This window comes from Flavobacterium sp. WC2421 (genome assembly GCF_040822115.1).
In the GTDB taxonomy this organism is placed as follows: Bacteria; Bacteroidota; Bacteroidia; order Flavobacteriales; family Flavobacteriaceae; genus Flavobacterium.
The window spans coordinates 3,585,608-3,598,243 of the sequence record NZ_CP162004.1 but is presented as its reverse complement, the minus strand read 5'-3'; the positions used below and the strand labels follow the sequence as shown (position 1 = coordinate 3,598,243).

Genomic DNA, 12,636 nt, shown 5'->3' with positions numbered 1-12,636 from the left:
AAAAATTAAAATGCAAATTTCGGCAATAGGACTTTAAAAAGCGTTAAATAATTCGAAAAAATAAAACATTTTTAACCTATATTGTTAACAAAAACGAAATAGTATCTACGTTATCTGCGTAATCCCATAATTGAGGGTTTTGCGTTTCTCCAAAAGCGATACTGTTTTGAACAAGACCATTACTAACAATACATTGTATTTGCTCTTTTTCATTTATTAACCTTTGTTGTAGATCAGCTATGGTTTCATAGCGCTCGTAAAAGACACTTGAAATAGGAGAGGCGTAACTTGAATCCTCTTTTAAGGTCAAAAAACCATTGTCAAGAAGCTTAAAATTACTCATTAAAAATACAGCCTTATTGTAATCATAATTATTGGCATATTTTTCATAGTGAATCACATCCTGATATTCAAAAATAGCTTCAAAAAAAGGATCGAAAATATAGTCTTTTGGGACAAAAAGTTTAGATACATTTCGACATCCTAGTCCAAAATACCTAAATATATCTTCTCCTAAAGCAATTAACTGCTCTTTGGACTCTGAACCATTTAGTACTGCAACAGAATTTCTGTTTTTTCTGATAATGGATGGTTTACCTTTAAAATAATATTCAAAATAACGAGCTGTATTGTTGCTTCCAGTTGCTATTACAGCATCAAAATTTTCTAGTTTTCCTTCAACAAACGTGATTTTTTCAGCTAATTCAGGTTCAATGGCGATAATGTATTTTGCTAAAAAAGGAAGTAAATGTTGGTCGTTTGATGATGTTTTTATTAAAACATTATGGCCAGTCATTAATACAGTCAGAAAATCATGAAACCCTACCAGAGGGATATTTCCCGCTAAAATTAAAGCAACGTTCTTGGCTTTTATATTTTCAATTGCGTAGACAGATGTCCATTTCGTTAAATTATCTTCGGTCAGTGCTTTGGCCCAAGATTGGATAGAAAAGTATACATGTTCAGGTGTATACCATCCATTATGGGACTGGGAAAGTTTTATTAAATTGATGAATTCTTCGAAAAAAAGGTCATTATATAGTACGCTTGTTTTTTTTGAATCATTATCTTGAGAAAATTGGCTTAAAAATTTTCCTAATTCAACAAAAACACTTTTTTTTGTTTCTAATGTCATAATGTTTGCTTATGAATTGTTTTGATTGTAATTTTGCACAAAAATAAGCATAATAAAGTCGAAGTCAAAAGTCATCAAGTCAAAAGATTGAATTGTCTTTTAACTTTGAGACTATAAGGCTTAAGACATATAAACTTTAAGATAAATTACGATGGCTATTATTATAACAGATGAATGTATAAATTGTGGTGCTTGCGAACCAGAGTGCCCTAATACAGCTATATATGAAGGTGCAGATGACTGGAGATATAAAGATGGAACAAAATTGGCAGGAAAGGTGATTTTACCAGATGGAACAGAGGTTGATTCAGATGCTGCTCAAACTCCAATTTCTGATGAAGTTTACTATATTGTACCTGGTAAGTGTACGGAGTGTAAAGGATTTCATGATGAGCCGCAATGTGCTGCTGTTTGTCCTGTAGATTGTTGTATTCCAGATGATAACCATGTGGAAACTGAAGAAACCTTGTTAAATAGACAAGCTTTTCTGCATAATGAATAAGTTTAATTTAATTTAAGCACAAAAAAAACCTGAACTCTCGTTCAGGTTTTTTTTGTGCTATGTCTTATTTTTTATTTTTCAATAACGTATGTTGTAACAGTAATAGTGTCCGTCGGTTCATCATACGATTCTAGAACTAAATTTCCATCACCATCAAAATAACCAAATGAAGTTTTGTTTTTAGATTTATAGATGTAATTGTTATTCGATGTTTTTCTTAAGATAGCTGATTTTTTTCCGTCAGGAGAAAAAACAGTATAACCACTTTTATCATTAGAAACTTGGTATTTTACTCCGTCTAATTCGTAATAAGCAGATCTGTCTACGTCAATTAATTTAGTAACTCCATCAGCCGTGATTTTTGTTGTTGCGGTAACTTCAACAGGAGTTTCTTTTGTGTCTTTGTTTAAAACTTTTGAATCGGCATCCATTAATTCAACTGCTTGAACTTCTTTTATTTCTTCTGTTTTAACCAATTTTTTCTCCCCTTGGGAATCTTTTATTGTTGTAATATTGGTTTTTACTTCTGTTTTTACATTTTTGTTTTGTGCTTGACTATTAAACGAAAGTAAAAAAGCAACCATTCCTAAAGCTATAATTTTCATGATATTTGTTTTTAATGATTTGTATATCACAAAAATACAAATAGATGTTAGCTTAATTATTATATGATTTTAATAAAAGATTATATTATTTACGCTATTGTCAAAACTAAATAAGGTTAAATTTTAAGAATTCTTTTTTTTGCTACAATAACATAGGTATCATAGGCATAGGTTTTTCGATCTATGGTTTTTATGATTTCAAAATTATTTATGTATAATAAAAGCTGAATTTCGTTTAGTGTAAAAACACGTACGGTTGAAAAATCATTCGCTATTAATTCTTTTTCGCCATTGGTAATAGTGAAGTATTTTGCATTCCATTCTAGCATAAAGTTGTCTAAGGAGGTTGTTTCCCAATTGCTTTCCCTTAAATAGTTCACTCCTTCATGTTTAGCTTCATGTTTAATTTTTTGATTTTCATTTACAAAAGGGATAAACCGGTTAGCATCTATAAAATCAAAGATTATAATTCCTTCGTCATTAATATTGTTGATTAAACACGTAAAGGTTTCGTTAATGTCATCATTTGAAGTTAAATAACTTGTAGATCTGCCTGTTATAAGAATAGCATCGACTGGTTTATCCAGGTTGAAATCACGCATGTCTCCGTGAATAAAAAGACAGTTTTTATTCCTTTGCTGCGCAATAGCAATCATATTTTTACTGTAATCTAATCCTTTGTAATCTTGTTTGTTTTCTTGAAAGCGTTTGGCAAGATTGCCAGTACCACTTCCTATCTCTAGTATACTTTTGCAATTATTTTCTTGAATAAGGGAGTTGTAAAACTGATACTCTTCATCATAATCAACAAAAGTTTGATACATAGCGTCGTATATAGTTGCCATTTTTTCATTGTATAGTGATGCCATAAGATGCTCTTTTAATACGGTTTCTGGATAAATGCTTTTTGAGTGTATTGATTAATTTTAAAATGAATACGTACGATATAAATTTATGAAAAAATGAAGTATAAAAAAAGGCTGTCGAAAGACAGCCTTTTAAAATTATAATTATTCGATAACCGAATTAGAATTTATAGTTCATTGATAAATTGAACATAGTTCCTAATTGACTAAAGTGAAAACCATCATAAGTCATTCGAGAATAACGTTGGTTAAAAGTAATCAAGTTTGATTGGTTTTTAACCTGAGCAGCATCAGCTAATAAAGCAGCACCTGCAGCATTTTCAGCTTTAAATTTCCATTCTGGTAATACATTTAACAAGTTATTTGCATTAAAAGAGAATGTTAATTTCTCAGTTGCTGAGAAAGAAACTCCTAAGTCAGTAACAATTTTAGGTGTAAATTCTGTTCTTAAGTTTGAATCTAAACCATCTTGTTTGAAAGTAGTTTTTCCAAAATAAGTATTGTTAAGAGAAAATCCGAATTTTCCAATTTCATAATTTGCTCCCAAAATCCATTTAGTGTCTGGTCTAGAAGTAAACATTAAAGCATCTAATGTAGGGCTGAAATTATTACTTTTTACTGGAGAAATTCTTTCGTTTTGAATGGTAACGTTTCCAGATAAGTTGAAAGCAAGTTTTCCAGTTCCTAATTCAATGTTAGTATAGTTAGCAACAAAATCTAAACCTGAAGTTCTTGAATCAAATGAATTCTCAAACCAAGCCACTGTACCAAATTGAGTTTCTACTTTGTCTCCTAAAACGATTCTGTCAGCAACTTTAATATTGTAATAATCTACAGTAAAGTTGAAGTTTCTAGAAGGTTTTGCACCAATACCAACAGTAATATTAGTTGATTTTTCAGCATCTAATTTAGGAATTCCTAAGATACGAGCTTGTGGAGATGAGTTGTTGATTAATCCACTTACTTGAATTCCTTGACCAGGAACAAAAGAGTATTGCGATTTTTGAGTGTAAATTTGGTGTAATGTAGGTGCTCTGAAACCAGTAGAAACAGATCCTCTTAATGTAATTTTATCATCGGCAAATTTATATCTTGAACTTATTTTCCAAACTGTTGCTCCACCAAAGTCACTATAGTCTTCATAACGAATAGTACCATTTATTAAGAAATCTTTAGTTACATCGTAAGCAACATCTAAATATGCTCCTAAGTTGTAGCGATTCCATTTTCCAGAGTTTTCTGGTCTGTTACCTGCAAATGAATCAGCTCCAATTCCATCCCAAGATGCTTTGTCTCCTTCGATAACTTCAAAAGTTTCTGTTCTCATTTCCGAACCAAAACCAATACTAATTTTATCAGATAATACTTTAGATATGTCTAAATTCCCTACAATATGGTTGAATGCAGTTCCTCCTGGTTTAAAAGAGATTGGGCTGTTTTCAAGGTAAACATTATTTCCATTTTCGTCTTGTATGTCAGATCTGTTATGAGAATTGTTTACACTGTAAGTTTGTGTGTTACCACCAACTGTAATACTCGCATCTGTGTTCCAGTCATTTTTTGTTGACTTGTATCCAAATGTTCCATTATAGTCATTCAAATCTCCTTCAAATGTTGGAACATAACCTTGGTAAGACGCTGGTGTACCATCGCCAAAAAAGTCTTTTAAGTAAGGATAATCAGATAATGTTCTCCAGTATGGAGTTCTATAATTCGCAAATGAGTTTACCTTTTTGTAAACGTATGCGGCATTGTAGTAAAGTTGAGATGTTTCACTTAACTCTTTTCCACCATTCACTAAGAATTTTGCAGCAGCAGTTTCAGGAGAACCGTTGATGTTTCCTGCATCTGGGTGTTTAGCAAGGAAAGCTTGAACATCTGATAAAGAAGCACCAAAATCTCCAGCTTCACCAGCTGCATCTACTGTACCTGGTCTGTTTGATTGGTTTACTTTAGAGAAATCTACAGTATAGTTTACGAAACCTTTATCCCCAACAGTAGAACCATTGTTTAAACTCACGCCTAACATTTCGCCATCACCTTCAGAAGTCATTCCACTTCTTACTGTAACTGAACCTCCGTTAGTACTTTTCTTTAAGATAATATTCATTACCCCAGCAATTGCATCAGAACCGTATTGTGCAGATGCACCATCACGAAGTATTTCTACTCTTTCGATAGCGTCAGTAGGTATAGCAGAAATATCTGCACCTGTTTCACCACGTCCTGGAGAAGTTTGTACGTAAAGCAATGAACTTAAGTTTTTACGTTTTCCATTGATAAGGATTAATGTTCTACTTGGTCCCATATTTCTAATTTCATATGGATCAAGTAATGAAGTCGCATCATTCACTGGTGTTTGTACCGTATTAAAAGATGGAATTTTGTACTGTAATGCTTTGTCAAAAGTTGCTTGACCTGTAGATGTTAAATCTTTAGAAGAAATTACATCGATTGGTAATGCAGATGTAGTGTTACTTCTAGGAGCAGTTCTTGTTCCTGTAACTACAATTTCATCTAAGGCTTGACCACCTTCTTCTGATAAAACTACATTAACAGTTGAGCCAGTTGCTGCTTTTTCTACTTTAGAAAAACCAATGTAACTAAAAACTAAAGTAGCTCCCTCTTTAACTTTTATTTTGTATGCTCCGTCGATATTTGTTGAAACGCCATTGTTTGTTCCTTTTTCGACAATGTTAACTCCCGGCAATCCCGCTCCAGAGTTATCTTTAACTACTCCAGAAATTTCTTTTTGAGCAAAAAGAATACTGACATTTAGTAGTAAAAAAAGTAATGTGATTTTTTTCATAATTTAATTAAGTTTGGTTTTTGGTTTAAAATCTTGTGCAATATAGTATTTTTTTAACATAACATTAATATATCGTCTGTATTTCTAAAAATAAATGGGAGATAATTAAAATTTCACAATCTAATTACGGAATCAATAAATTGTTACAAAAATTATTATTACTTTGATAAAATGTTTAAAAATACCTCTGTTCCTATAAATTTTAGGTTTATTTTCACTAATAGGTTTTTTAAATCTTATATTTGCAAACTTTTAAAGTAAATACTAAAAACGGATAGCGTAAACTCTATTTGTAAACATAAATAAAATGAAAGCAGGAATTGTAGGATTGCCAAATGTTGGAAAATCAACATTATTTAATTGTTTGTCAAATGCAAAAGCGCAAAGTGCTAACTTTCCTTTTTGTACAATTGAACCTAATATAGGTGTCGTAAATGTACCAGATCCTAGAATTGAAAAATTAGAGGAATTAGTAAAACCAGAACGCGTTCAAATGGCTACTGTTGATATTGTTGATATTGCAGGTTTAGTTAAAGGAGCAAGTAAGGGGGAAGGATTGGGAAATCAATTTCTTGGAAATATTAGAGAGTGTAATGCAATCATTCATGTATTACGTTGTTTTGATAATGATAATATAGTACACGTTGACGGAAATGTAAACCCTATACGTGATAAGGAAACGATTGATATCGAGTTGCAATTAAAAGATTTAGAGAATGTTGAAAAACGTTTGGAAAAAGTAAATCGTGCAGCTAAAACTGGAAATAAAGAAGCGCAAACTGAAAAAGCACTTTTAGACAGAATAAGAGAAACGTTATTACAAGCAAAATCAGCTAGAACAATAACTCCTCAAAATAATGATGAAGAAGTTTTGATGGAAGGTTTTCAATTGATTACTGCAAAACCAGTATTATATGTATGTAATGTTGATGAAAATTCAGCAGTGACAGGAAATAAGTATGTAGATTTAGTTCGTGAATTAGTTAAAGATGAAGATGCTGAAGTGATTATCCTTTCTGTAGGTGCTGAGGCAGATATTACAGAATTGGAAAGCTACGAAGAGCGTCAAGTTTTTCTTGAAGATATGGGATTAACTGAGCCAGGAGCATCAGTCCTTATTCGTGCAGCATACAAATTATTAAAACAACAAACTTATTTTACCGCAGGTGTTAAGGAAGTTCGTGCTTGGACAATTGACGTGGGTTCAACTGCACCACAAGCAGCTGGAGTAATTCACACTGATTTTGAAAAAGGATTTATCCGTGCCGAAGTAATTTCATACGAAGACTTTGTTCACTATGGTTCTGAGGCAAAAGCAAAAGAAGCAGGGAAATTTAAAGTTGAAGGAAAAGAATATATTGTGAAAGATGGAGATGTAATGCATTTCCGTTTCAACGTATAATCAGATAGATTAGAAAATAGAAAATAGGTAAAGCCTGCAAAAGTAATTTTGCAGGCTTTTTTGATTGTTAACAAGATTATAAATTAACAATTAAATAATTTATTTTTTACTAAGTTTAAGTCGTAGAATTTTTAGGAAACAATTAAAAGAATATGAGAAAGCAATTTGGAGCAAAACCGTCAAAAAACGAAATAGAAAAATATTCAAAATCAGAGTATTGGAACGGTACCATTTTTGAAAACCTGGAAGAAACCAGTATGGACTTTTCATTGTCTAATATGCCTAAATTTTTGCGTAAGCAGTTTTGTGAAAAAGAGGGTAGAGAAGCAAAGTCCTTGTCCGTTGTGCCGTTTGATAGTGAATTATTTATAAATACACATCAATCTATGCAAAGCATATGGTATGGACATTCAGCAATATATATGCAATTGAAAAACAAGAATATTTTAATCGACCCCATGTTTGGTTCTGATGCGGCTCCGATTGCACCATTCAAAGTAAAGCGTTTTAGTGATTCAACACTCACGATTATTGACAGTTTCCCTGAAATTGATTTGGTGCTAATATCACATGACCATTATGATCATTTAGATTATGAAAGTATTTTAAAACTTAAAGAAAAAACGAAGTTGTTTTATGTTGCTTTAGGGGTGAAAAGGCATTTAGTTTCTTGGGGAATTCCGGCAGATATAATTACTGAATTTAATTGGTGGGAGGAGTCTGTCTTTAATGGTATAAAAATTACGTTCACACCCACACGGCATTTTTCAGGAAGAGGATTGACAGATAGAGCTAAATCGCTTTGGGGCGGTTGGGTTTTTAACACAGAAGAAGAAAATATTTGGTTCAGCGGTGATAGTGGTTATGGTACACATTTTAAAGAAATAGGAGAACGTTTAGGACCTTTCGATTTTGCTTTTATGGAATGTGGTCAATACAATGAAAACTGGCATCAAATTCATATGTATCCTGAGGAGAGTGTTCAGGCTGCAATAGATGCAAAAGTTCGAAATTGTATGCCAGTGCATTGGGCAGGTTTTGCGTTAGCGCAACATGCATGGAAAGAGCCAGTTGAGCGATTTTCAGAAAAAGCAGCTACTGAAAAATTGAATTTCATCACCCCGAAAATGGGAGAGTTATTCAGTGCTAACTTTACCGATAGCTTAAAATGGTGGGAAATGGAATAGTAGTTTTCAAATTCCTAAAGTTTCAGAGGTTAATGGCTCAAAATTTAAATCGAATAAATTCGTCTGCCATTTTTTAAGTATATTTATAAAAAATACGGTTTATGAAAATAATCGCCTTTGGCGCAAGCCCTAGTAAAAACTCAATCAATAAAAAATTAGCTACGTATGCGGCGTCTTTATTTGAAAATGCCGAGGTGGAAATATTGGATTTGAATGATTTTCAGATGCCTTTATTTAGTGTTGATATCGAGGAAGAAATTGGTCAGCATCCTTTGGCACAGGCGTTTTTAGATAAAATAGTGTCGGCCGATATTTTAGTGGTTTCTATGGCAGAAAATAACGGGAACTATTCAGCAGCATTTAAAAATATTTTTGATTGGTGTTCCAGAATTAAGGGTAAAGTTTTTCAAGAAAAGCCTATGCTTCTAATGGCTACTTCTAATGGGAAAAGAGGGGGCGCAACCGTATTAGAAATTGCAAAAAATGCTTTTCCTCGTTACGGAGCTGAAATTAAAGCTACTTTTTCCTTACCTAGTTTCTATGATAATTTTGATATCGCAAACAATAAGATTTCTAATCCCCAATTGGATGAGGAATTGAATGGAATTGTAAATAATTTCTAATTTTTTAGATAAGTTCCATCGATATTTTAAAAGTTCACCCTAATGATTATTGCAAAAAAGTCAACTACCTAGGTCTGATCCTTTTTTAGAAACCCAAAGTAGTCTTATTGGTGCTGTATAATTGTGCTTTACTAAAAGCTGTTGTTTCACATGAAAGGTATATTTTTTTTTCATCTAATGAACCAAAAGCAATTCCTTCGGTTTGCCAGTCATTGGAACTATTTCCTATTATTTTTTCAACAACAGTTCCTGAAAAAAACGAATCGTCATTAAAATTAGTCAAACTGTAAACAAAAGAATTTTTATGACCAGAAGGGGAGTAACCTACTAAAATTACTTCATTAGTTTGAGCATTGTAATCTCCACCAGTGACCAACCCATTTACGTTATAACTGGCTAATGATGATACGGAATACTGACCCGGAGTTTTGGAGAGTTTATAAATGTTGGTTTTATTATCTCCTCTATTTTTAGTAAAAATATATAAATTATCTGCTTTTGAAATAATGGTTTCGCAATCAAAATTATGAGTGCTTGAAGAAATGAAACTCGTTTGTTCATTATAAGAAAAAGCAATAGCTTCGGCTGTTACATTAACCGTTTTGGCTGTTTCGTTTATAAACTGTGCTTTGCTGATTTTTAGAACTTTTAAATCTTTTCGGATTCCATCATTATTTCCAAAATCACCTAAATAGATATAATTATCATCGGCTGTAATATCTTCCCAATCTACGTTTGGAAAATTTGTAACGGTTATAGACTGCAGCAAAGTTCCATCGGCAGGATTTACTTTGTAAAAAACATTAGGGTTTCCGGAATCATTAAAGGTGTAAATAGAACCATTTGTCAAGACAATCCCAGAGGATTCAGGGGCATAGGACCACATCAAGCCTACTTCGGAAACCAAAGGAGTGTTTACTATTGGCTCAACGACAACGGGGTCAATAATAACTTCAGGTTCTGCTGTTTTAGTAGTGTCGCTAGTACAGCTTGTTAGAAATATGCTGTAAAAACAAAATGCAATTAGGGAAGAGTATTTCATTATTTTTAATTTAAAATTTATTAATTTCTGGAATCCAAATTTGGTTGATTTCAAAAAGTGCTGGATTTTTTGGATTTACTGTAACTTCGACAGCATGCATATCAGCTTCGCCAAATACCTGTAATCGGGTGAAGTTTAGCACTGTTTTTTTTAACTCCACATTTTCATACAATGGTTTATCTACTTTGTATTCATGAGAATCACCATTTACTAAAAGCACTGGCTTTTTGTATGTTTCTACTCGTTTTTGAAGTTCTTTAAGGAAAGTTACAAACCCCTCTTTTCCTTTATCGGGTGTAATCATATCTGCATGTTCAAAGATCACAATTCCTAAAGAATTGTCCTTTTTTGCTTGTTCAAAAACGGTATTCAACCAAAAAATATCAGCATTTGAACGCTCATAAAATTCTTCATTTGAATTTAAATTATCAGTATTGAAATTGTTATTTGAGCCTACAAGATGAATGGTGGCAAATGAAATCCCGTTGTACTTCCACATTTTATTTTCAACATATTTCGCATAAGCAACATTTGACGATTCTGAACTTAACTCCATTGTTGATTTGCCTAAACTATGTAAAGTGTCCTTAAAGAATTGTGCTCTAATTGCAGATAAACGTTCATTGGTAGTGTAAGAGCCCGCTTGAGGTTTTCCACAATCTGTCCATTCATTATCGCCAGGAGTATAGATTAATGGTTTTTTGAAGCTATTGAAATAACCTAAAATTTTTTGAAAAGCAGTATCTGAGCATGGTGTTTTGCTCGATTTAAAATCTCCTACAAAAACATTAAAAGCTTGATTACGTTTGTTAAGTGCTGCAATTACATTTTCAAATTTCAGATTGTCTTTGGGTAAATTGTAGGGCATATCACCTAAGACAATGAAAGTAAAAGGCGTTTTCTTGTTTTGAGAAAAACTGAATGAATGTATTAATATAGATACAAATAGAATACAGAAGCGTAATTTCATAATTCAAAAAAAATAAAAAAAGACGGATGGATTTCCCAGCCGCCTTTCTAATTAAAATAAATTTTATTAATTATGTAGATTACCTAAACCATTTTTAGGGAATGCTCCTAAATCAACATTTGGAGGAGTAACGGTGGCTTTTAGATATTGATTTGTTAGAGAAGCTGTTGCATTAACTGCAGTAAATGAAGCGTTCCCTTTACCAATTGCTGGTGAATCAGCAGCTAAGTGAAAATCATAATTTCCTTGAAAGTTATACAAAGTTAAATTTGCTATAACAGGAACAGGTAACGGGAAGTTTACAAATTTAGGATTGTTTTGACCTACTAATTGCGGAGCGTTATATACTGCGCCATTAACATAGCCTACTGGTAAGAAAGAAGAAGGTAAAGGAAGATCAGTAGGTTGGGGAGTTGTTGCATGAGTAGTTGGGTAAAACTCATTTACAATTGCGGCAGTGTCACCATAACTTAAGTTATTACCATAAAAACAATTGGCAAAATCGGCAGCTGGGTTTTCTAAAATACGCAAGCCTGTTCTACAATTCACAAATAGATTGTTGTACACTTTTCCTTTGGCACCTTGCTCAATATTAGCATTAGCACCACGGTCTGGATCTACACTTCTAAAACCACCAGATACATACGTATTGTTATACATATTGATTTCCGTTTGAACGCTTCCGTAAGTACCTTTATTAGATGCTTTTGTACCTCCTTTAGCGGTTCCTATGATTAAGTTATAAGCCATGTCTCCTATGCTTGAATTTTTTACGTTAAAACAGTCCCCATCATTATAAGCAACTTTTTCAACTGTATTTCTCATGATGTGTATTTTTCCTCCATTTGCACGAACAGCATCTGTAGTTGAACCATAAACCCATGAATCTTCTAGAATTAAAATTCCATCAGGATTACCAAATTTGATATTGAATAAATCATCTCCAGATTTGTACCCTTGATCAGCATTTAAGTCATCTGCAGTTCCTCCTGCAAAATCTAAATGAGTCCATTTGATATCCAATAAAGAACAAGTGGCTTCACATTGAATACCTCCCCAAAGCTTTCCATCTGGTTTCAAAGCTGGATCAGTATTAGGATCTTGTAGTGTTGTTAATTTATAATTAGCTGGATTCAAATAAGCATCTTTTCCAGTAATCCAGTTTGGATTTTCTTTTGTTCCCAATGAAATAAAGACACCTTTTACAATTAATTCTGCAGCAGGATTTGTAGCTAATAATTTTACACCACTTTGCATAACCAATGTATCATTAGCATTAATGGTTACTTTTGAATTAAAATAATAGGTTTTGCCTGATTCCATTGTTCCTTTTACACTTCCAGAAAGGGTTTCTCCTGTAATAGTAGTACTAGCTTTAAATTGCGGTGTTGAGACTTGATCATTACTGCAAGAGGATAAAGCTATTAATGCTAAAGCTATAATTCCAAAATTTAATTTATTTTTCATTGTTTAATTTATTTATAGTTGTTTTGTT

At 32.6% G+C, this 12,636-nt stretch carries 11 protein-coding genes; 4 read left to right on the top strand and 7 right to left on the bottom strand.

Annotated elements, in window-relative coordinates; translation table 11 throughout:
- Positions 1-76: 76 nt before the first annotated feature.
- Entirely contained in the window at positions 77-1,135 is a 1,059-nt protein-coding gene (locus AB3G33_RS15315) for an acyl-CoA reductase (protein ID WP_367771202.1), read from the bottom strand.
- A 151-nt stretch (positions 1,136-1,286) separates the two neighbouring features.
- On the opposite strand from AB3G33_RS15315, the gene AB3G33_RS15310 reads away from it, so the two are divergent.
- Positions 1,287-1,637 (top strand): 4Fe-4S dicluster domain-containing protein, encoded by a 351-nt coding sequence (locus AB3G33_RS15310; protein WP_367771200.1) that lies wholly within the window; start codon positions 1,287-1,289, stop codon positions 1,635-1,637.
- 71 nt (positions 1,638-1,708) lie between these two features.
- Here the strand turns inward: AB3G33_RS15310 and AB3G33_RS15305 are convergent, their stop codons facing one another.
- The 3 genes from AB3G33_RS15305 to AB3G33_RS15295 all read right to left on the bottom strand — a co-directional run bounded on the left by AB3G33_RS15305 (position 1,709) and on the right by AB3G33_RS15295 (position 5,917).
- Positions 1,709-2,242 (bottom strand): hypothetical protein, encoded by a 534-nt coding sequence (locus AB3G33_RS15305; protein ID WP_367771198.1) that lies wholly within the window; start codon positions 2,240-2,242, stop codon positions 1,709-1,711.
- Between the two features lie 116 nt (positions 2,243-2,358).
- On the bottom strand, positions 2,359-3,111 hold the full coding sequence (locus tag AB3G33_RS15300) for a class I SAM-dependent methyltransferase (RefSeq protein ID WP_367771195.1): 753 nt from the start codon (positions 3,109-3,111) through the stop codon (positions 2,359-2,361).
- Positions 3,112-3,268: 157 nt separating this feature from the next.
- Entirely contained in the window at positions 3,269-5,917 is a 2,649-nt protein-coding gene (locus AB3G33_RS15295) for a TonB-dependent receptor (RefSeq protein ID WP_367771192.1), read from the bottom strand.
- A gap of 307 nt (positions 5,918-6,224) precedes the next feature.
- Between AB3G33_RS15295 and ychF the strand changes: the two genes are divergently transcribed.
- The 3 genes from ychF (at position 6,225) to AB3G33_RS15280 (ending at position 9,129) form a co-directional block, all read left to right on the top strand.
- Entirely contained in the window at positions 6,225-7,319 is a 1,095-nt protein-coding gene (ychF, locus tag AB3G33_RS15290; RefSeq protein WP_367754358.1) for a redox-regulated ATPase YchF, read from the top strand.
- Positions 7,320-7,471: 152 nt separating this feature from the next.
- Positions 7,472-8,506 (top strand): MBL fold metallo-hydrolase, encoded by a 1,035-nt coding sequence (locus AB3G33_RS15285; protein ID WP_367754356.1) that lies wholly within the window; start codon positions 7,472-7,474, stop codon positions 8,504-8,506.
- A gap of 101 nt (positions 8,507-8,607) precedes the next feature.
- Positions 8,608-9,129, top strand: a complete 522-nt coding sequence (locus AB3G33_RS15280) for an NADPH-dependent FMN reductase (RefSeq protein ID WP_367771189.1) — start codon at positions 8,608-8,610, stop codon at positions 9,127-9,129.
- Positions 9,130-9,214: 85 nt separating this feature from the next.
- Here AB3G33_RS15280 and AB3G33_RS15275 read toward each other — a convergent pair whose 3' ends face one another.
- The 3 genes from AB3G33_RS15275 to AB3G33_RS15265 all read right to left on the bottom strand — a co-directional run bounded on the left by AB3G33_RS15275 (position 9,215) and on the right by AB3G33_RS15265 (position 12,608).
- Positions 9,215-10,171: a hypothetical protein gene (locus tag AB3G33_RS15275; protein WP_367771186.1), complete on the bottom strand. Its 957-nt coding sequence runs from the start codon at positions 10,169-10,171 to the stop codon at positions 9,215-9,217.
- Between the two features lie 10 nt (positions 10,172-10,181).
- Positions 10,182-11,141, bottom strand: coding sequence for a hypothetical protein (locus tag AB3G33_RS15270; RefSeq protein ID WP_367771183.1), 960 nt, complete (start codon positions 11,139-11,141; stop codon positions 10,182-10,184).
- 66 nt (positions 11,142-11,207) lie between these two features.
- Positions 11,208-12,608: a hypothetical protein gene (locus AB3G33_RS15265; RefSeq protein WP_367771180.1), complete on the bottom strand. Its 1,401-nt coding sequence runs from the start codon at positions 12,606-12,608 to the stop codon at positions 11,208-11,210.
- Positions 12,609-12,636 lie beyond the last annotated feature (28 nt).